Origin of the sequence: Pseudomonas donghuensis (assembly GCF_000696345.2) — a bacterium.
Classification (GTDB): Bacteria; Pseudomonadota; Gammaproteobacteria; order Pseudomonadales; family Pseudomonadaceae; genus Aquipseudomonas; species Aquipseudomonas donghuensis.
In genome coordinates this window covers 1,334,999-1,354,075 of sequence record NZ_CP071706.1, presented here as the reverse complement: position 1 = coordinate 1,354,075, position 19,077 = coordinate 1,334,999, and the positions used below count along the sequence as shown (strand labels likewise).

The window sequence follows — 19,077 nt, the reverse complement described above, 5'->3', positions numbered from 1 at the left end:
CACTAGTGCGGCAGGCTCCATTGATCGACATTTACCGACGAATCTTGTTCAGGTGTCCCAATGCGTAGTCGCACGTACCTTTGGCGCCAGGCTCTATCGCCTGCAACCGGGTGAAAAATTTGCGTGCGTGCTCGCTCATGACCCTGACAAACTCATCTTTATCGACTGCAACAGAAACCTCACTGTGGCAGGTGACGCTCACCTGCAGTCGACCGTTGCTGGGGGTCAGCTTGACTTCGATGGGCTGGTCAGGAAAAAAACAGCTAAACGATTTGCCTTCACTGACCTGTAGCAATCCTTCTGACAAATAGCTCCACAGGTCATCGACGTAATCAAACATGCTTTTGTCAATAAGCGGTGTGCCATCAATCGTAAGAACCAGCGCCCCTTCGATAGACGCCTGACCATTGAATCCTCCTTGATATTCGAAGAAGTCGGAAAACCGTTCACCCGTCTTCACATAGGTTTCAATAATAATTCTATTCTTCATTTTGGATACAATTGCCCTACTCTGCCGTTATTAAGCCCTACCACGTACTCTACGCCCCCAGAAGTACCACTGATCTGATACTTACCAACAGCACCCTTACCGACCAACACACCTCTATTCTGCCTCATGACATCGCGAACAACATTCGAAACATCTTTGATCGATAATTTCGGAGACAGGAAACTTTGACGCGCCTTGACTGAGCCATCCCAGTATTTAGGATGATGACGCTCAAGAATATGCTTCATGCCACTCTTGTCAAGTTTGAATGTATTACCGCCGAAACGGAAACGCCTACCGCTGAATGCCTTAAGATCATTAATGACTTTTGACGGATTCGCGGACTTCCTCGGAGTGCCGCAACTGGTCAAACCGAGCGGGTCAAGCCAGGTAAAAGGATTAAGCGCGTAATAGTATAGATTCAGCCCGCCCTCAAGCCCTACCGGATCCGGCTGCGTGAACCGCCCGATATCCGGGTCATAAAACCGGAACGTGTTGTAGTGCAGGCCCGTCTCACGGTCCAGGTACTGGCCCTGGAACCTGAGGTTCTGTTCCTCGATGAAATGCGCCTCACGCACTTCCTGCAGGGTATTGCCCCAGACCTGATACCGCGCCTGCCAGACTGCTTCGCCACTGTCATCCGTCAGCTGTTCGGGCAGGCCATTGAGATCGTTATGGTAGTAGCGCACCTGTTGGTGCAGCCCCGTGCCGTCAACCCGCGCCAATGGCTCGTGACTGCCTTCAACATACAGGTACAGGCTGGTCTGGCTGTATCGATGCTCCTTCAGCAAGCGCAGGCCATCCCAGGCAAAGCGGGTCTGGTCGAGCAGATTGCCCTGATCGTCGTGCTCGCTCTTTTCGATACGCCGCCCCAGCGGGTCGTAGCGCATGTTCAGTACCCGTTCGCGCCCACCGTGCTGGCTGCGCACCTGGATCAGGCGGTGCTCGGCGTCGTAGCTGAAGTGCTGGATGCCACGCCGGCTGCTGCGTTTCTCGATCAGGCGGCCGAAGCCGTCGTAGCGATAGCGTTTGTCCTGGTAGGTGAGCACGCGGTTATGGCGCACCAGGCCGATGCCGGCTTGCGGCCCATCGAGCAGGTTGGCGGCGGCGTCGTAGGCGAAGGCTTCACTTTGGCCCTGGCCGGCGTCCTGGCTGGCCATGATCCGCCCGCTGGCATCGTAGTGCAGCAATTGCTGGTACTGGCTGCCGGGCTGCTGGTTGTAGCGGCTGATCAGGTTGTCTGCCGGATCGAAATCGAAGCGTTGCTGTACCTGAGCCGGTAGTTGTGGCGGTTGGTGGCTTGGGCGGCGCAGGCGCGAGCGCAAACGGCCGCAGCGGTCGTACTCGCTGCGGGTGCTGATACGGCCCTGGCTGCGCAGCACTTCGCGGTGCAGGCGGTCGCGCTCGAAGTCGCTGATCACCTTGCCGTCGAGGTTGAGCTGGTGCAGATGACCGCTGCCGTAGTACAGGCGGTTGAGCCAGCGACCATCGGGCAGCTGGGTCTGGATCAGGTTGCCGAGTTCGTCGTAGTGATGCTGCAGCACTCCGCTGGCGCTGTGTTCCTCCAGCAGTTGGCCAAGGGCGTCGTAAGCGAACGCCAGCTGTTCGGTGTTGCCCGCATTGTCGGTGAAGCTGATGGCCGTCAGTTGATCGAGAGGATCGTAGCTGTACAGGGTTTCGCCATCGTCGGTGTGCTTTTTGATCAAGCGCCCGACGGCGTCCCGGTGCAATTGATGGATGATCGCTTCAGCACCGCCTCGCGGGGTGGGGAGGTACTCAACGCAACTGAGGTTATCCAGCCGGTCGTAGTGATAGCGGCTTGCGCTACCGTCCAGGTCCTGCTGTTCAGCCAGGCGATCAGCCAGGTCCCAGCTGAACCTGTAGCTCTCGCCATTTTCGTTGCTTAGCGCCTGTAGGCGGCCGTAGGCGTCATAACTGAACTGCACCCGCCGACCATGCGGGTCGATGCGCTGATGCACCTGACCACGCCGGTTATAGCGGTACTGGGTAGTGTGCCCGGCGGGGTCGGTATAGCTGCTGAGCTGGCCGTTGCGATCATGCTGATAGTGCTGGTTGCGCCCGTCCGGCAGTTGCGAACCGAGCAGGCGGCCCTTCGAGTCGTGTTGATACTCGGTGCGTTCGCCGAGGGCATCGGTGACAGCCTGCAGATGCCCGCGCCGGTCATAGCTGAAGCGGGTCGGATACTCTGAGCAATCGACCTGCTCAATCAGCAGGCCCAATTCGTTCCAGCGCAGGTGCTTGTGCTTGCCCGCCGCATCGATGATCTCCACCACCTGGCCGCGTTCGTCATGGCGGTAGCGAGTGGTGTGGCCCAGCGGGTCGGTTTCGCTGCTGCAGTTGCCGCGTTGATCGTAGCGATAGCTCCAGCGCTTGCCGGCCTTGTCGGTCTGTACCCGGGGCAGCGACCAGTGTTCCAGCCATTGGGTCGCCTCGCTGCGACCCAGTGGGTCGATGCTTTCGCAGAGGTTGCCGGATTCATCGTACAGATACTGCCATTGCCCGCCCTGCGGGTCGGTAGCGGCCAGCAGCTGGCGTTCGTCGTTCCACTCGAAATGCCAGGTGTGGCCGAGGGCGTCGGTGTACTGGGTGATCTGGTACTGCGGGTTCCAGTGGCGGCTGCTGACCCGCTGCAGGCCGTCGGTGACCCGGGTGATGCCGGCTTCAAGGTCGTAGTCGAAGCGGTATTCGTCGCCGTCGTCGGTCCAGTGCCGGGCCACGCGCCAGTCGTCTGCAGCACGAGTCCATTCGTAGAAGCAGCGCAGGCCGCTGGGCAACTGGTGCTCGACCATGCGCCGGCCCTGGTCATAGGCGAAGCGCCGTTGCAGCTGGCCGCTGGCGTCGCGCACTTCCGCCAGGTCGCCGTTGCTGTCATAGGCATAGCTAACCAGCAGCTCGTTCGACTCGTCGCTGTACCATCGCTCGATATGGCTGACCCGGGCTGGCCATTGGCTGCTGTAAACCAACTGCACCCGGACCACATCGAAGGTATCGCGCAGCCTGAGCAAGCGGCCGTTGGTGTCGTAGTCTAGGTAGATGCGGTTGTCGTTGCGGTCACCCAGTTGCGCCAGGCGCAGGCGCTGCGGGTCGCCCGGGGTTGGCTGGAACAGGCGATAGAGGCCGTCGACGCTTTCGATCAGCAACTCGCCATTGTGCGCGCGCCGCACGCTCAGGCCTTCGCCGGCACTGAATACCGCATCACCCCGGGGAATGTTGCCCATGTCGACGACCCGCGCCTGTTCGTCGGTGAACAGCAGGCGCTCGCCGCCTTCAGGATGCGCTTCGATGGCGACGAAGACTTCGTAATCGACGCTCCAGCCAGCACCGAACAGGCCGTCGCGGCGCTCATCCCGGTTGTTGTAGTAGCGTTGCCAGTCCAACGGGATCAGCCCCGGCAGGCCGAAATCGAGTTCTTCCTCGCCGCTGAGAATCTTCGCCCCGGTGGGTACATGCACCGGGTTGGGTGAGCCGGCAATAGCGCTGGTGATCGCGCCGGTCACCTGGCTGGTGACGGCGCTGGCAATGCCGCCAATCGCCATGCAGCCGAACTTGCTGTAGAACTTGCCGCCGCGCCCGCGCAGCATCATCAAGGCGGTAATCGCCAGGCCGATGCCCGGGGTCTTGCCGCTGCGAATCTCGCGGACCACGATCGAGCCGCCGCCGATGCGCACGTTATCGGAGATCAGCCCGGCGTCGACGATCACCGCCTCGCAGGTGCTGCGATCGCCGCTGCGGCAGGCCGGATGGCCGTTGATGGTGACCTTGCTCGAACCTTCGGCCAGGTACTGCGGCGGCATCGGCGGGTGCTTGCTGCAGAGGATCTTGTCGTCGTCGGCAGGCTCGGTGTTCGGCGCCGGGCTGGCGACGGTGGGCCGCCACATCTGCGAGAAAAAACCCTTGGCCATGTCGAGGAAGCTTTCTTCCTCCTCCTCGGCCGGCGGCTGAGCGGCATCACTGCCGGCGGGCGCCGCGGCGGCAACGATGACACCGGCGGCGCGGGCGGCCGGCTTGCCATTGGTGTGGGTGTTCTTCGAGCCGGTGAGGATGTTGGCCTGCACCGAGGGCGGGAACAAAAAGTTGCCGATGCCCTCGCATAAACTGCTCAAGCCTTTGTCGGCCCCGGTCTTGCTCATGGCCACGCCGACCACGATGCCCACCACCGCGCCGAGCACGAAGCAACCCAAGCCACCGGTGGCCACGGTCAGGCCCAGTGCCGCAGTCACCGCGGCGGTGGCCAGGACGCCGATGGCGACGTTGGCGGCCACCTCCAGCACGCCGCTGACGATGTCGGCCATCATCGAGGTGTGCATCAGGGCGTCGCCCTGGCGTGCGGCCCACAAGGCGTCAGACATTACTGACCTGCAACGGCACGGCTACAGGGCACTTGAACCTGGTCATGCTTGATTTCCATATCGAGCGTTTGAGGTGTCGGAATCTGCTGGATGATCGCCCGAGCGTCAACCCCGGGGGTGATGCAAAGCGTGTAGTTCCTGCAGCCGCGCCCTGGCCACATGGGTGTAGATCTGGGTGGTCGACAGGTCGCTATGGCCCAGCAGCATTTGCACCACCCGCAGGTCGGCGCCGTGGTTGAGCAAGTGCGTGGCAAAGGCATGGCGCAGGGTGTGCGGCGACAGGCTCTTGTCGATACCGGCCACCAGCGCCTGGTGCTTGATGCGGTGCCAGAAGGTCTGGCGGGTCATTTGCTCACCGCGCTGGCTGGGAAACAACACATCGCTGGGGCGCCCACCGAGCAGCTCGTTACGCCCGTCACGCAGGTAGCGCTCGATCCACACCACCGCCTCTTCACCCATGGGTACCAGGCGCTCCTTGCTGCCCTTGCCCATCACCCGCAGCACGCCCTGACGCAGGTTGACCTGGTCCAGGGTCAGGCTGACCAGTTCGGTGACGCGCAAGCCACAGGCGTACAGCACTTCGAGCATGGCGCGGTCGCGCTGGCCGATCGGCTCGCTCAGGTCCGGCGCCTGCAACAACGCCTCGACGTCGGCTTCCGACAGGGATTTGGGCAACGGCCGACCCAGTTGCGGCATTTCCACCTGCAGGGTCGGGTCGAGGCCGATCAGCTTTTCCCGCAGCAAGTAGCGATAAAATCCTCGCACACCGGAGAGAAAGCGTGCCGTCGAACGCGGCTTGTAGCCCTGTTCCAGGCGCCAGGCCAGGTGATCGAGGATCAGTTCGCGCCCGGCATTGGGCAACTCGACGCCCTGCTCCTTGAGCCAGCCGTTGAACAGCGCCAGGTCGCTGCGGTAGGCATCGCGGGTGTTGTCGGCCAGGCCCTTTTCCAGCCATAGGGCGTCAAGAAACTGATCGATAAGCGGATGTTCAATAGCGGGCATGACAACTCTGCGGCAGGCGACGAAAACGAAGAATTGCCGCTAGTCTTCCATAACACTGCCGGCATAGGGAGCCCGAATGAACGAACAACAGATATTGCTGGCATTTGGCGGGATAGGTCTGGCGGCGCTGTGCTGCCAATGGCTGGCCTGGCGCCTGAAGCTGCCGGCAATCCTTTTCCTGCTGCTCAGCGGCATTCTCGCCGGCCCCGTGCTCGGCTGGCTCGCCCCACAGGAACTGTTCGGCCCGCTGTTGATGCCACTGGTATCACTGGCAGTGGCGCTGATCCTGTTCGAAGGCAGCCTGACCCTGCACCTGTCGCAGTGGCAAGACATCGGCAGCGTAGTGCAGCGCATGGTCACCCTCGGCGCGCTATCGACCTGGCTGGTGATCACCCTCGCGACCCACTGGCTGCTGGATTTCGACTGGCTGCTGGCGACCCTGTTCGGCACCCTGACCCTGGTCACCGGGCCGACGGTGATCGTCCCGATGCTGCGGGTGGTGCGACCGAAAGCGGCCATCGCCAACATCCTGCGCTGGGAAGGCATCGTCATCGACCCGATCGGCGCACTGCTGGCGGTAGTGGTCTACAGCTTCATCATTGCCAGCGCCGCCGGTGATGGCCTGAGCCATAGCCTGGTTACCTTTGCCGGGGTGATTGTCTGCGGTAGCGCTTTCGGTGTGGCCGGCGGCTGGCTGCTGGGCCAGGTAATGCGTCACCAGTGGTTGCCCGAGTATTTGCACAATCTGGCTTCGTTGGCGGCGGTGCTGGGGATCTTCATTGCCGCCAACCAGGTGATGCATGAGTCCGGGCTGTTGGCGGTCACCCTCATGGGCATGTGGCTGGCCAATATGAAAGGGGTGGATGTCCGGCAGATCCTGCACTTCAAGGAGAACCTCAGCGTGCTGCTGATCTCCGGGCTGTTCATCCTCCTGGCCGCACGCCTGGACCTCGATGCCTTGATTGGCTTGGGCCCGGCGGTACTGGCCTTGTTACTGATCATCCAGTTCATTGCCCGCCCCTTGAACGTCGCGCTGTCGACTGCGGGCTCGCACCTGAACTGGCGTGAACGCGCCCTGCTCGCCTGGATCGCCCCGCGCGGCATTGTAGCGGCGGCGGTATCGGCGATTTTTGCCATTCGCCTGGATCAAGCCGGGCATGAAGGCGCCCTGCTGCTGGTGCCGCTGACCTTCGCGGTGATCATCGGCACCGTGGTGCTGCAGAGCGCCACCTCGCGACCATTGGCGCGCCTGCTCAAGGTCGCCGAACCCGCGCCCAGCGGCTTTCTGATCGTCGGCGCCAACCCGCCGGCCCGCGCCGTGGCCAAGGCCCTGCAGCAACTCGATTGCCGAGTGTTGCTGGCTGACTCCAGCTGGGAGAACATCCGCGCCGCACGCATGGAGGGCTTGCCGACTTACTTTGGCCACCCGGCTTCGCAACATGCCGATGCCCACCTGGACCTGGTCGGGCTGGGCCATCTGCTGGGGCTGTCACCTGCAGGCGAGCTCAATACCCTGGCCTGCACCCGCTTTCGCCATGACTTTGGCGCACAGCGGCTGTTCGTCCTGGCCAGCGGCCTGGAGGCCAAGCGCAGCGACAAGCACCGGGCCAGTGATGAACATCGCGGGCAGACGCTGGGGAACCAGCCGCTGACCTACGGGCAGTTGGCCGGCTTACTGAACAAAGGTGCCGAGCTGTATAGCACCAACCTGACCGAGGCCTTTGGCTGGACCGATTATCAGGCGCTGCATGGCGAGCGGGCGAACCTGCTGTTTGCCCGCGATGGCAGTGGCTGGGTGCATGTGTTCGGGCCGGACACTGCGCTGAAACCTGGGCCTGGGTGGACGTTGGTGGCGTTGATTCAACCAGATCAAGGCTAACCTCAAGGGCCTCATCGCTGGCAAGGCCAGCTCCCACAGGGGCCGGTGCAAGCCGATCCATTGTGGGAACAACTGTCTGTCATCTGGTTAACGGTGGGAGCCGGCCCTGCCGGCGATGAGGCCTGACCTGCTGACGTCAGAACCCGGGCAACACCGGCACCGGGCGCTTGTCTTCATCAATGGCGACAAAGCTGAACAGGCCGTGAATGGCCTTCTCGCGGCTGTCACAGCTCATGCTTTCGACAAACACCTCGACCTCGACCTTGAGGCTGGTGTTACCCACAGTCGCTACCCGCCCGACCAGTTCGACGATGGAACCTGCGGCAATCGGGTGCTTGAAGTCGATGCGGTCGGTCGACACGGTCACCAGCGGCAAGCGGCAGAAACGCGTGGCGGCGATGAACGACACTTCGTCCATCCAGGCCAGCGCGGTGCCGCCGAACAGGGTGTTGTGGTGGTTGGTGGTGGACGGGAATACCGCCTTGGTCACGCGGGTCACCGACAGTTCGGTGCGGCGTTCGATTTCCTGCTCTCTGGGGCTCATGGCTTCACATAGGACGACAAAATTCAGACAACAAAAAAGCAGCCCGAAGGCTGCTTTTTTCGCATGGTGGCCGCAGCCACCGGTCAAGCTGTCCTCAGGACAGTTTTTCCTTGATGCGAGCGGCTTTACCGGACAGGTCGCGCAGGTAGTACAGCTTGGCTTTACGCACGTCACCACGACGTTTCACGGCCAGGCTGTCGATTTGCGGGCTGTAGGTCTGGAAAGTACGCTCAACGCCAACACCGTTGGAGATCTTGCGAACAGTGAAAGCACTGTTCAGACCACGGTTACGCTTGGCGATTACAACGCCTTCGAAAGCCTGCAGACGCGAACGATCGCCTTCCTTCACTTTCACCTGAACGACGATGGTGTCGCCCGGGGCAAAGGTCGGGATCTCTTTGGACATCTGCTCAGCTTCGATCTGCTGAATGATTTTGTTGGTCATGCTGTGCTCCTAAGGTAAATCGTCGGATCTACCATCGATACGTTAACTATCGTCCCGCTCTCGGAGGTACTCCTCGAGCAGCTTCTTCTCTTCTCCAGAAAGTGAGCGACTTTCCAGAAGATCGGCGCGTCGTTCATAGGTCCGCCCAAGGGACTGCTGTAAACGCCATCGCCGGATGTGTGCATGGTTGCCACTAAGCAACACGTCGGGAACACGCTGATCCGCATACACCTCAGGTCGGGTGTAATGCGGGCAATCCAGCAGACCATCGGTGAAGGAGTCTTCCTCCGCCGAGTCCGCATGCCCTAAAGCTCCAGGCAGCAGTCGTGTAACCGCATCGATCAGGACCATCGCCGGCAGCTCGCCGCCAGACAGGACATAGTCTCCAATCGACCACTCTTCATCGACATGAGCTTCAATAAAGCGCTCGTCGATGCCTTCATATCGACCGGCTATCAGAATCAACGATTCATGCTTCGCCAGGTCTTTGACCGCCGACTGGGTCAGCTTGCGGCCTTGTGGGCTCAGGTAAATCACCTTCGCCGCCTCTCCGGTTGCCTGCCTGGCACTCACCAGGGCGTCTTCCAGAGGCTTGATCTTCATCACCATGCCCGGACCACCGCCAAACGGCCGATCATCCACCGTATGGTGACGATCTGTGGTGTAGTCCCGCGGGTTCCAGCAGGTCAGTTGCAACAACCCCTGTTTCACCGCGCGGCTGGTAATGCCGTACTCACTGATGGCCGAGAACATCTCGGGGAACAGCGTGATGACGTCTACGCGCAGGCTGGCCATTGCTTAGAAGTCCGCATCCCATTCGACCCTCATTTCGCCTGCATCCAGGTCGATCTTCAACACGCATTGCTCGGTATAGGGCAACAGGCGTTCTCGATCATCCAGGCTGCCCGCGCAGGGCTTGACCACCATTACATCGTTCGCGCCGGTCTCCAACAGGTGATCAATCTTGCCGAACAGCTGTTCGTCCTGATTGATGACTTTCAGACCCACCAACTGGTACCAGTAGTACTCGTCAGCAGACAGGTTGGGCAAAAGGCTACGCGAGATACAAATCTCATAACCGCTCAGAAGACGGGCTTCATCACGATCATCGAGGCCTTTGAGCTTGGCGACCAGGTCCTTTTGAGTGGAACGGCCACTGACCAGCTCGACCTGTTTTACCTTCCCTTCGTGCCGAAGCGTCCAGTGACGGTAATCCAACAGGTTTTCAATCGGATCGGTAAAGGAAAAGACCTTCACCTCGCCGCGAACGCCGTGAACCGAAAAAATCTTGCCGACGACGATCAGGTCATCTGCATTTTCTGGCGTCGCGTTCATACTGTTCAGGCAGCAGCCTTGGCAGCTTCCTTCAGCAGCTGAGCAACGCGCTCAGACGGCTGTGCGCCAACGCTCAGCCAGTGAGCAACGCGGTCTTCTTTAACGGACAGGCGAACTTCCTGGCCACGAGCGATAGGGTTGAAGAAACCAACCTGCTCGATGTGCGAACCGGTAACCGGGTTACGCGAGTCGGTCACGGTCAGGGTGTAGAATGGGCGCTTTTTAGAGCCACCACGGGCAAGACGGATGGTTAGCATTGAACATCGTTCCTGTAGTCGGTGCTGCAAATCATAATGCACAGCGGGCACACGGGTGCCCGAAAGGCCGCATATTCTCAAGGAATACACGGACTTTTGCAAATGCCTTTTTACGCCGGGTAAAAAGGCCAGCCTGCCGATCTGCGGTTTGTGCAGCCTTTATATAAAGGCTGCGGCGTTCCCGCCGAGGCGGGGTTCCGATCGTCGGCCCGTTTCCAGGCCGCCGATCCGAATGGGGTTACAGCTTGGGCATGCCGCCGCCGGGCATCATGCCACCCAGGCCGCGCATCATCTTGGCCATGCCGCCTTTGGCAGAAAACTTCTTCATCATCTTCTGCATCTGCTTGTGCTGCTTGATCAGACGGCCGATGTCCTGCACCTGGGTGCCGGAACCGAGGGCGATACGGCGTTTGCGCGAACCGCTGATCAGGTCAGGGTCGCGGCGCTCGGCCGGGGTCATCGAGTTGATGATCGCTTCCATCTGCTTGAACTGCTTCTCGGCGGCGCCCTGGGCGCTGCCCATCTGGGCCAGGTTGACGCCGCCGATACTCGGCAGCTTGTCCATCAGGCCGCCCAGGCCACCCATGTTCTTCATTTGTTGCAGCTGGTCACGGAAGTCTTCGAGGTCGAAGCCCTTGCCCTTCTTCAGCTTCTTGGCCAGCTTGTCGGCCTTTTCCTTGTCGAGGGTCTGCTCGGCCTGCTCGATCAGGCTGAGCACGTCGCCCATACCGAGGATGCGCGAGGCGATGCGGTCCGGGTGGAACGGTTCGAGCGCATCGCTCTTCTCGCCCATACCGATGAACTTGATCGGCTTACCGGTAATCGCACGCACCGACAGCGCGGCACCGCCACGGGCATCACCGTCGACCTTGGTGAGGATCACACCGGTCAGCGGCAGCGCATCGCCAAACGCCTTGGCGGTGTTGGCGGCGTCCTGGCCGGTCATGGCGTCGACCACGAACAGTGTCTCGATCGGCTTGACCGCGGCGTGCAGGTCCTTGATCTCGGTCATCATTTCGGCGTCGATGTGCAGACGACCGGCGGTGTCGACGATGACCACGTCGATGAACTTGAGCTTGGCCTCGCGGATCGCCGCTTCAGCGATGGCCACTGGCTTCTGGCTGATATCGGACGGGAAGAAGGTCACGCCGATGTCGCCCGCCAGGGTTTCCAGCTGCTTGATCGCCGCCGGACGGTAGACGTCGGCCGACACCACCATCACGGTCTTCTTCTTGCGCTCTTTAAGGAAGCGCGCCAGCTTACCGGCGGTGGTGGTCTTGCCCGCGCCCTGCAGACCAGCCATCAGCACCACCGCAGGCGGCGCGGCGTTGAGCGCCAGGTCTTCGTTGGCGGCGCCCATCAGGCCTTCGAGCTCGGCCTGGACGATCTTCACGAACGCCTGGCCCGGGGTCAGGCTGCGTGACACTTCGGTGCCGACCGCACGCTCCTTGACCTTGTTGACGAAATCCTTGACCACCGGCAGGGCGACGTCAGCCTCGAGCAACGCCATGCGCACTTCGCGCAGGGTGTCTTTGATGTTGTCTTCGGTCAGCTTGGCCTTGCCGGTGACATGGCGCAGCGTCTGTGACAGACGGTCGGTCAGGTTTTCAAACATGGTGATCCTTTCGGGCTCTGTAGAACCGAGGTTTATCAGCTGCCTCTGGCGTATTCGGCCGGCCTTGGGCAGGGGCAGGCCGGCGATTATAACGAAGACTTGGCCCAGCGCACACCATGCCGTCGGCTGGCAGTCTTCCTAGGCGGGCGCGATCTATGCCAAACTCAGTCCCTTTCGGGCTTGCCTAACAGGACTTATGCTCCCCTTGTCACCCAGCTTGCTACCCAATCTCATCGCCGCCTGCCTGTATGCCGCCGCGACCTTCTATCAAGGCTCACGCCTGGCCCAGGGCACCAAGGCCGACAAACGCCTGCTCGGCCTGCTTGGCGCGCTGGCGGTCATTGCCCAGGGCACCGCGCTGTTCTGGCAGTTGCTCACGCCCCTGGGCCTGAGCCTGGACTTCTTCAGCGCCGCCAGCCTGATTGCCACGGCGGTGATCGCCCTGACCTTGCTGGCCTGCCTGCGCATCCCGGTGGAGAACCTGCTGCTGTTGCTGTTCCCGCTAGGCACCGCCACGGCCCTGATCGCCCAGTTTGCGCCGTCCGGCACGGTACCGCTGATCAACGAAGAGCCGGGCATCCTCGCCCATATCCTGCTGTCGATCCTGGCCTACGGCATGTTCACCATCGCCGTGGTCCAGTCCTTGCTGCTGCTGTTGCAGGATCACCAGCTCAAGCACAAGCACCCGTCCGGGCTGATCAAGAACTTCCCGCCGCTGCAGACCATGGAAAGCCTGCTGTTCGGCTTCCTCTGGGCTGGCTGGGGCCTGCTGTCGCTGTCGCTGATTTCCGGCTGGCTGTTCCTTGACAACCTGTTCGCCCAGCACCTGGTGCACAAGACCCTGCTGGCTTGCCTGGCCTGGATCGTCTTCAGCGTGCTGCTGTGGGGCCGTACGCGCCTGGGCTGGCGCGGGCACAAGGCGATTCGCTGGACTCTGGCCGGTTTCTGCCTGCTGATGCTGGCCTATTTCGGCAGCAAGCTGGTACGCGAATTCATCCTGCATATCTGACGGGCACAGGTAAATGGACGCTCTGCCGTTAGGACCGCTACTCGGCGTATTGGCACTGGCACTGCTCTGGTCGGCGCTGTTCACTGCGGTGGACACCGCCCAGCAGCTGAACGGCGCACGGCGCAACGCCCAGAGCGGCGAACACCCGGAACTTGCCGTCCCCCCCCAGGCCCTGGTGCTGTGCTCGACCCTGGGCAAACTGCTGGTGCTGGCCCTGGCCTGCCTGATGGGCCAGCGCTACAGCGGCGAACATGGCTTCTGGCTGGCCGGCCTGGGCGCCGCAGCCGTGCTGCTGATCGTCGCCGAATACCTGCCGCGGCAACTGGCCCGGCGCAACCCCCAGGCCTTTATCGGCCTGGGCAACAGCCTGCTCAAGGCGCCGCTCAAGCTGCTGCAACCCCTGGCCTGGCTGCTCGATGGCTGCGCGCGCCTACTGCTGCGCCCGTTTCGCGTACAAAGCCATGCCGTGGCGGTGCACGACAACGACGCTGCCGACCGCTATGACACCGATGCGCCTGACACCGAACAGCGCCTGAACCTGCCCGAAAGCCTGCTGGCGCTGGACAAGATCACCGTCAACGACATCCTGGTGCCGCGCAACGATGTTGACGGCATCAACCTCGATGAGCCGATCGAGGCGATCATCGAGCAGTTGATCATCAGCCGCCACACCCGCCTGCCGGTCTACCACAGCGACATCAACCAGGTTGAAGCGATCCTCAACACCAAGCAGATCAGCCACCTGCTGCCCAATGCCGAGCTGACCCGCGAAACGCTGCAAGCGGCCTGCTACGAACCCTACTTCGTGCCGGAAAGCACCCCGCTGCAGCTGCAATTGCTGAATTTCCACAAGCAGCAGCGGCGCCTGGGGGTGGTGGTCGACGAGTACGGTGAAGTGCTCGGTATCGTTACCCTGGAAGACATCCTCGAAGAAATCGTCGGCGAATTCGAAGACGAGCACAGCCTCGACAACCCGCACATCCACCCCCAGGCCGACGGACGCTTCGTCATCGAAGGCAACGTGTCGATCCGCGAGCTCAATCGCACCCTGGGCTGGCACTTGCCCAGCGACGGTCCAAAAACCCTCAACGGCCTGGTCACCGAAGCCCTGGAAAGCATCCCGGAAAGCGCGGTATGCCTGAAAATCGGCCGTTATCGCCTGGAGATCCTCGAAACCGAGGACAATTGTGCCAGTCGCATACTGGTCTGGACGCTCAAGCGCTAGCTATACTGAGGCTCGCTTACCCAGCCCCAGCCGTCTCGCCCGCTACCCGCACCGGCGTCACACGGCCCGTCAGCCTGGCTGCACATTGCGCGCAATAGCGGTACTGGTTCACACCCCGAACCTTGCCCGCGCCCGCCCCTATCCCAAAAAGGCGTATGTTCAGCCACGCGACCATAACAATTCGCTTCGGCGCGCGCCTTTGCCTGCCTGTTCAAACAGGTTGGGGCCATGCCCATGGAGCATTCGACTGTCAGGGATAATCGTATGACAACCAGCAGCACCTACTCCGAAACCGCCCAGGCCAGCCCCGGCAATTCGCCGGCGCGGGTCGCCACCGCCAGCTTCATCGGCACTGCCATCGAGTTCTACGACTTCTACGTGTACGCCACCGCAGCCGCGCTGGTAATCGGTCCGGTGTTCTTTCCGCAGACCTCCGGCACCGCGCAGATGCTCTCGGCATTCCTGACCTTCGGTATCGCCTTCCTCGCCCGGCCCCTGGGCTCGGCGCTGTTCGGCCACTTCGGCGACCGCATCGGGCGTAAGTCGACCCTGGTGGCCTCGCTGCTGCTGATGGGTGTCTGCACCACCCTGATCGGCGTACTGCCCGGCTACGACAGCATTGGTGCCTGGGCGCCGATCCTGCTCTGTGTATTGCGCTTCGGCCAAGGCCTGGGCCTGGGCGGCGAATGGGGCGGCGCGGCCCTGCTGGCCACCGAGAACGCGCCCAAAGGCAAGCGCGCCTGGTTCGGCATGTTCCCGCAACTGGGCCCGTCCATCGGTTTTCTGGCGGCCAACGGCCTGTTCCTGACCCTGGCCATGGTCCTGAGCGACGAGCAGTTTCGCAGCTGGGGCTGGCGCGTCCCGTTCCTGCTCAGTGCCGTCCTGGTCATCGTCGGCCTGTATGTGCGCCTGAAGCTGGAAGAAACCCCGATCTTCGCCAAGGCCGTGGCCCGTCACGAGCGGGTGAAAATGCCGGTGGTCGAGTTGTTCGCCCAATACTGGGCCCCGACCCTGCTGGGCGCTGCGGCCATGGTGGTGTGCTATGCGCTGTTCTACATCTCGACGGTGTTCTCGCTCAGCTATGGCGTCTCGACCCTGGGTTACAGCCGCGAGACCTTCCTCGGCCTGCTGTGCTTCGCGGTACTGTTCATGGCCCTGGCCACGCCACTGTCGGCCTGGCTCAGCGACCGCTACGGGCGCAAGCCGGTGCTGATTGTCGGCGGCGTGCTGGCGATTGCCTCGGGCTTTACCATGGAGCCGCTGCTGACCTCGGGATCGACCACCGGCGTGGCGCTGTTCCTGGCTATCGAGCTGTTCTTGATGGGCGTGACTTTCGCGCCGATGGGGGCGCTGCTGCCTGAGCTGTTTCCGACCCACGTGCGTTACACCGGGGCGTCGGCAGCCTATAACCTGGGCGGGATTGTCGGGGCCTCGGCGGCGCCGTTCTTTGCCCAGAAGCTGGTGGCCATGGGCGGCCTGAGCTGGGTCGGCGGGTATGTGTCGGCGGCGGCTGTATTGAGCCTGATTGCGGTGCTGTGCCTGAAAGAGACGCGGCACTCGGAGCTTTGACAAGCGGGGCTGCTGCGCAGCCCATCGCTGGCAAGGCCAGCTCCCACAGGGTTCGCGCAATGCAGATCCATGGTGGGAGCCGGCCTTGGGTTTAGAACTCTACCGTGACCGCCTGCGAAGCACGGGTCGCCTTGGCCCGGGCGGCTTCGATCGACTCGTCACGGGCCAGGCACACGCCCATGCGCCGCTGGCCGTTGACCTCAGGCTTGCCGAACAGGCGAATGGCGGTATCCGGCTCGCTCAGGGCGGCGCCCAGGTTGGCGAACGCGGTCTGCTGCGACTGGCCTTCCACCAGAATCACCGCCGAAGCCGACGGGCCGAACTGGCGGATCAGCGGGATCGGCAAGCCCAGGATTGCTCGCGCATGCAGGGCGAACTGCGACAGGTCCTGGGAAATCAGGGTCACCAGACCGGTGTCGTGCGGGCGCGGCGAGACTTCGCTGAACCACACCTGATCGCCTTTGACGAACAGCTCGACCCCGAACAGGCCACGGCCACCCAGCGCCTCGGTCACCGCCTTGGCCACCCGCTCGGACTCGGCCAGGGCCACCGGGCTCATGGCTTGCGGCTGCCAGGATTCTTGGTAATCGCCCTTTTCCTGGCGATGACCGACCGGCGCGCAGAAGGTGGTGCCGCCGACATGACGAACGGTCAGCAGGGTGATTTCGTAGTCGAAATCGATAAAGCCTTCGATGATCACCCGGCCCTTGCCGGCACGCCCGCCTTCCTGGGCGTAGTCCCAGGCCTTGCGCACATCGTCAGCGCTGCGCAGCAGGCTCTGGCCCTTGCCCGACGAGCTCATTACCGGCTTGACCACGCACGGGAAACCCAGGTCTTCGACGGCCTTGGAGTACTCCTCGAAGGTATCGGCAAAATGATACGGCGAGGTCGGCAGGTCCAGCTCTTCGGCGGCCAGGCGACGGATGCCTTCGCGGTTCATGGTCAATTGCGCGGCACGTGCGGTCGGCACCACGGTGAAGCCTTCGTTTTCCAGTTCGACCAGGGTCGCGGTGGCGATGGCTTCGATTTCCGGGACGATGTAGTGCGGCTTCTCGGCTTCGATCACGGCCCGCAGGGCGGCGCCGTCGAGCATGTTGATCACATGGCTGCGATGAGCCACCTGCATGGCCGGGGCATTGGCGTAACGGTCCACGGCAATCACTTCAACACCCAGGCGTTGCAGCTCGATCACCACTTCCTTGCCCAGCTCGCCGCAGCCACAAAGCAGTACGCGGGTCGCGGTCGGCGACAATGGGGTTCCGATACGGGTCATTTCAGGTCCTCAGAGGGAAGAACATCCTGGGCCGCCCCGTACTCGGTGCAACCCGGTGAAAAGGAGCGCCATTTTACATGAACCGTGGCCGTCGGCCTCAGCCGGTGACCACCCGCTTGCGCGCGCGCCAGGCCATGGCCAGCCAAACCACGGTAACCCCGGCGAATTTCGACGCCAGGGCGGTGCCGACCACAGCCGGGGTCAGGGCGCCGATCATGCCGAAGAAGATAAAGGTGTCGATCGGGATACTCAGCGCCGAGCTCAACCACAGGCGATCATGCAACGGCCGCTTGGTCAGGGTGAACACCAGCCAGTCGATGCATTCGGACACGGCAAAGGCTGTGGCACTGGCCAGGGCGATGGCCGGCTCCGAGGTGATATAGGACAGCACCAGGGCCGCCAGCATGGCAATCAGCGCGCCGTGGCCGAAGCGGGTCTGGACCATGTCACGGAGGATGAACACCAGCCCGCCCCAGGCGGACCAGATGACGTCCAGGTGCGGGGCACTGGAGAAGGCGTAGTTGATCAGCACTACGCTGCTGATATAGGCAATCAGAAAGAACATGGGATCGACCGCTGGGCAAGCGCTACAGGGTACTGCAGCGACTGCCGGCGGCCAAGGGGCGGATCACGCGCCGACGCTGAAGACCAGCCCGGCGGCGACTGCCCGCTCATGGCACAGCGTGAGCACCTGGCGGCGCTCGCTGTTGTCCATCCGCCCCCAGCGAGTGATTTCAGCGGCGCTGCGCTGGCAGCCGGTGCAGATATCAGCGTCGTCCAGCGCGCAGATCTGCACGCAAGGCGAGGCAACCGGACGTTCAGGGCTGCTCATCAATCCTCCTGGGGTGCCAGGTCGCTGGCATAGCGCTCGGCATTGTGCACATAGTGCGCGGCGCTGGCTTCGAGCATTTTCTTCTGCGCGTCGCTCAGTTCGCGCACCACCTTGCCCGGCGAGCCCATGACCAGCGAGCCGTCGGGAATCTCCTTGCCCTCGGGGATCAGCGCATTGGCGCCGATGATGCAGTACTTGCCGATGCGTGCACCGTTGAGGATCACCGCGTTGATGCCGATCAGGCTGTAATCATCGACCGTGCAGCCGTGGAGCATGGCGTTGTGACCGACGGTCACGCCCTTGCCCAAGGTCAGCGGCGAGCCCATGTCGGTGTGCATCACCGTGCCATCCTGGACGTTGCTGTTCTCGCCGATATCGATCAGCTCGTTGTCGCCGCGCAACACCGCGCCGAACCAGACGTTGGCGCCCGCCTGCAGGCGGACCTTGCCGATCAGCGTGGCGGTCGGCGCAACCCAGCTGCGCGGATGGGTTTCGACCCGCAGGTCGCCCAGACGGTATTTCATGCGTGGTTCCTCACGGTGCGGCGTGGCTGGCGGGTGCACCCGCTCAAATGGGGGTGAAACGTTCAGGTGGCTGATGCAGGCTGATGTTGGCATCGTAAAGCAAGTTGACCAGCTCGACGATCATGATTGCCGACAGGCCCCAGATCTTGTACTCGCCGTAGCGGTAGCTGGGCACGTACCAGCTACGGCCCTGGTAATCGATTCGGTGGGTATGGTCGCGCGGGTCCTGGCGGAAGAACTCCAGCGGTACGGTAAACACCGCGGCGATCTCGGCATCGTTGGCCTGGTACTCGACAAAATCCGGGATCAGGCCAACGAAAGGCGTGACCTTCAGGCCGTGCAGGGAGATCAGCGGGCTCAGCGGACCGATGATTTCCACCAGGCCTGGCGGCAGGCCGATCTCTTCTTCGGCTTCACGCAGGGCGGTGAAGATCAGGTCGGGGTCTTCCGGGTCACGGCGACCGCCCGGGAAGGCAACCTCGCCACCGTGGGTCGACAGCCCCTTGGCGCGCAGGGTCAACACCAGTTCCGGCTCTTCGCTGCGGGTGATGGGCAATAACACAGCGGCCTCGGGAAAACGTCGGTCCGTCTCCAGGGTACTCGGCGTATGACTGCTCACGCGGCGAAGTAGCTCGTCCAGCATTGCTCTCTCTCGATTCCAAAGCCTGTCCTGCATGATGCACCAAAGCCGCGAACCGCCCAAGCCCC

At 62.4% G+C, this 19,077-nt stretch carries 18 protein-coding genes; 4 read left to right on the top strand and 14 right to left on the bottom strand.

Annotation, left to right across the window (positions count from 1 at the left end; genetic code table 11):
* Positions 1 to 31: 31 nt before the first annotated feature.
* From BV82_RS06170 to xerD, 3 genes are all read right to left on the bottom strand, one after another.
* The gene (locus BV82_RS06170) at positions 32 to 490 is read right to left on the bottom strand and encodes a hypothetical protein (RefSeq protein WP_051636699.1); all 459 of its coding nucleotides are present in this window, start codon (positions 488 to 490) and stop codon (positions 32 to 34) included.
* Positions 487 to 4,860 (bottom strand): RHS repeat-associated core domain-containing protein, encoded by a 4,374-nt coding sequence (locus tag BV82_RS06165; protein ID WP_244993532.1) that lies wholly within the window; start codon positions 4,858 to 4,860, stop codon positions 487 to 489. The genes BV82_RS06170 and BV82_RS06165 overlap by 4 nt, the downstream gene beginning before the upstream one ends.
* A 105-nt stretch (positions 4,861 to 4,965) precedes the next feature.
* Positions 4,966 to 5,862: a site-specific tyrosine recombinase XerD gene (gene xerD, locus BV82_RS06160; RefSeq protein WP_010220239.1), complete on the bottom strand. Its 897-nt coding sequence runs from the start codon at positions 5,860 to 5,862 to the stop codon at positions 4,966 to 4,968.
* Positions 5,863 to 5,938: 76 nt separating this feature from the next.
* On the opposite strand from xerD, the gene BV82_RS06155 reads away from it, so the two are divergent.
* Positions 5,939 to 7,741: a cation:proton antiporter gene (locus BV82_RS06155; RefSeq protein ID WP_036994031.1), complete on the top strand. Its 1,803-nt coding sequence runs from the start codon at positions 5,939 to 5,941 to the stop codon at positions 7,739 to 7,741.
* A gap of 136 nt (positions 7,742 to 7,877) precedes the next feature.
* Here the strand turns inward: BV82_RS06155 and BV82_RS06150 are convergent, their stop codons facing one another.
* The 6 genes from BV82_RS06150 to ffh form a co-directional block, all read right to left on the bottom strand.
* A complete protein-coding gene (locus tag BV82_RS06150) occupies positions 7,878 to 8,285 on the bottom strand; it encodes an acyl-CoA thioesterase (protein WP_010220243.1) in 408 nt (135 codons plus the stop codon).
* 94 nt (positions 8,286 to 8,379) lie between these two features.
* Positions 8,380 to 8,730, bottom strand: a complete 351-nt coding sequence (rplS, locus tag BV82_RS06145) for a 50S ribosomal protein L19 (RefSeq protein ID WP_010220244.1) — start codon at positions 8,728 to 8,730, stop codon at positions 8,380 to 8,382.
* Between the two features lie 42 nt (positions 8,731 to 8,772).
* Complete coding sequence (trmD, locus tag BV82_RS06140; RefSeq protein WP_010220245.1) at positions 8,773 to 9,525, bottom strand: tRNA (guanosine(37)-N1)-methyltransferase TrmD; 753 nt, start codon at positions 9,523 to 9,525, stop codon at positions 8,773 to 8,775.
* A 3-nt stretch (positions 9,526 to 9,528) separates the two neighbouring features.
* Complete coding sequence (rimM, locus tag BV82_RS06135) at positions 9,529 to 10,065, bottom strand: ribosome maturation factor RimM (RefSeq protein WP_036994028.1); 537 nt, start codon at positions 10,063 to 10,065, stop codon at positions 9,529 to 9,531.
* Between the two features lie 5 nt (positions 10,066 to 10,070).
* Complete coding sequence (gene rpsP, locus BV82_RS06130; protein WP_010220247.1) at positions 10,071 to 10,322, bottom strand: 30S ribosomal protein S16; 252 nt, start codon at positions 10,320 to 10,322, stop codon at positions 10,071 to 10,073.
* 238 nt (positions 10,323 to 10,560) lie between these two features.
* Positions 10,561 to 11,937 (bottom strand): signal recognition particle protein, encoded by a 1,377-nt coding sequence (gene ffh, locus BV82_RS06125; protein ID WP_010220248.1) that lies wholly within the window; start codon positions 11,935 to 11,937, stop codon positions 10,561 to 10,563.
* A gap of 196 nt (positions 11,938 to 12,133) precedes the next feature.
* On the opposite strand from ffh, the gene BV82_RS06120 reads away from it, so the two are divergent.
* The 3 genes from BV82_RS06120 to BV82_RS06110 all read left to right on the top strand — a co-directional run bounded on the left by BV82_RS06120 (position 12,134) and on the right by BV82_RS06110 (position 15,740).
* The gene (locus BV82_RS06120; RefSeq protein WP_010220249.1) at positions 12,134 to 12,946 is read left to right on the top strand and encodes a cytochrome C assembly family protein; all 813 of its coding nucleotides are present in this window, start codon (positions 12,134 to 12,136) and stop codon (positions 12,944 to 12,946) included.
* 13 nt (positions 12,947 to 12,959) lie between these two features.
* Positions 12,960 to 14,171: a transporter associated domain-containing protein gene (locus BV82_RS06115; protein ID WP_036994025.1), complete on the top strand. Its 1,212-nt coding sequence runs from the start codon at positions 12,960 to 12,962 to the stop codon at positions 14,169 to 14,171.
* A 264-nt stretch (positions 14,172 to 14,435) separates the two neighbouring features.
* Positions 14,436 to 15,740, top strand: coding sequence for an MFS transporter (locus BV82_RS06110; RefSeq protein WP_010220252.1), 1,305 nt, complete (start codon positions 14,436 to 14,438; stop codon positions 15,738 to 15,740).
* Between the two features lie 91 nt (positions 15,741 to 15,831).
* On the opposite strand, the gene purT is transcribed toward BV82_RS06110, so the two are convergent.
* The 5 genes from purT to BV82_RS06085 all read right to left on the bottom strand — a co-directional run bounded on the left by purT (position 15,832) and on the right by BV82_RS06085 (position 19,012).
* A complete protein-coding gene (purT, locus tag BV82_RS06105; RefSeq protein ID WP_010220253.1) occupies positions 15,832 to 17,013 on the bottom strand; it encodes a formate-dependent phosphoribosylglycinamide formyltransferase in 1,182 nt (393 codons plus the stop codon).
* A gap of 97 nt (positions 17,014 to 17,110) precedes the next feature.
* Positions 17,111 to 17,578 (bottom strand): preQ0 transporter, encoded by a 468-nt coding sequence (locus tag BV82_RS06100; RefSeq protein ID WP_036994024.1) that lies wholly within the window; start codon positions 17,576 to 17,578, stop codon positions 17,111 to 17,113.
* Positions 17,579 to 17,641: 63 nt separating this feature from the next.
* Positions 17,642 to 17,845 (bottom strand): DUF1289 domain-containing protein, encoded by a 204-nt coding sequence (locus BV82_RS06095; RefSeq protein ID WP_010220255.1) that lies wholly within the window; start codon positions 17,843 to 17,845, stop codon positions 17,642 to 17,644.
* A complete protein-coding gene (locus tag BV82_RS06090) occupies positions 17,845 to 18,369 on the bottom strand; it encodes a gamma carbonic anhydrase family protein (RefSeq protein WP_010220256.1) in 525 nt (174 codons plus the stop codon). Before BV82_RS06090 ends, BV82_RS06095 begins: the two co-directional genes overlap by 1 nt.
* A 43-nt stretch (positions 18,370 to 18,412) precedes the next feature.
* Complete coding sequence (locus BV82_RS06085) at positions 18,413 to 19,012, bottom strand: CoA pyrophosphatase (protein ID WP_010220257.1); 600 nt, start codon at positions 19,010 to 19,012, stop codon at positions 18,413 to 18,415.
* Positions 19,013 to 19,077: the final 65 nt, after the last annotated feature.

Coding starts and splice junctions, on each gene's coding strand:
- BV82_RS06120 (WP_010220249.1), top strand. CDS start 12,134: ATGCTCCCCTTGTCACCCAGCTTGCTACCCAATCTCATCGCCGCCTGC.
- BV82_RS06170 (WP_051636699.1), bottom strand. CDS start 490: ATGAAGAATAGAATTATTATTGAAACCTATGTGAAGACGGGTGAACGG.
- BV82_RS06110 (WP_010220252.1), top strand. CDS start 14,436: ATGACAACCAGCAGCACCTACTCCGAAACCGCCCAGGCCAGCCCCGGC.
- purT (WP_010220253.1), bottom strand. CDS start 17,013: ATGACCCGTATCGGAACCCCATTGTCGCCGACCGCGACCCGCGTACTG.
- BV82_RS06165 (WP_244993532.1), bottom strand. CDS start 4,860: ATGTCTGACGCCTTGTGGGCCGCACGCCAGGGCGACGCCCTGATGCAC.
- xerD (WP_010220239.1), bottom strand. CDS start 5,862: ATGCCCGCTATTGAACATCCGCTTATCGATCAGTTTCTTGACGCCCTA.
- ffh (WP_010220248.1), bottom strand. CDS start 11,937: ATGTTTGAAAACCTGACCGACCGTCTGTCACAGACGCTGCGCCATGTC.
- trmD (WP_010220245.1), bottom strand. CDS start 9,525: ATGGCCAGCCTGCGCGTAGACGTCATCACGCTGTTCCCCGAGATGTTC.
- rimM (WP_036994028.1), bottom strand. CDS start 10,065: ATGAACGCGACGCCAGAAAATGCAGATGACCTGATCGTCGTCGGCAAG.
- BV82_RS06090 (WP_010220256.1), bottom strand. CDS start 18,369: ATGAAATACCGTCTGGGCGACCTGCGGGTCGAAACCCATCCGCGCAGC.
- BV82_RS06085 (WP_010220257.1), bottom strand. CDS start 19,012: ATGCTGGACGAGCTACTTCGCCGCGTGAGCAGTCATACGCCGAGTACC.
- BV82_RS06115 (WP_036994025.1), top strand. CDS start 12,960: ATGGACGCTCTGCCGTTAGGACCGCTACTCGGCGTATTGGCACTGGCA.
- BV82_RS06155 (WP_036994031.1), top strand. CDS start 5,939: ATGAACGAACAACAGATATTGCTGGCATTTGGCGGGATAGGTCTGGCG.
- rplS (WP_010220244.1), bottom strand. CDS start 8,730: ATGACCAACAAAATCATTCAGCAGATCGAAGCTGAGCAGATGTCCAAA.
- rpsP (WP_010220247.1), bottom strand. CDS start 10,322: ATGCTAACCATCCGTCTTGCCCGTGGTGGCTCTAAAAAGCGCCCATTC.
- BV82_RS06100 (WP_036994024.1), bottom strand. CDS start 17,578: ATGTTCTTTCTGATTGCCTATATCAGCAGCGTAGTGCTGATCAACTAC.
- BV82_RS06095 (WP_010220255.1), bottom strand. CDS start 17,845: ATGAGCAGCCCTGAACGTCCGGTTGCCTCGCCTTGCGTGCAGATCTGC.
- BV82_RS06150 (WP_010220243.1), bottom strand. CDS start 8,285: ATGAGCCCCAGAGAGCAGGAAATCGAACGCCGCACCGAACTGTCGGTG.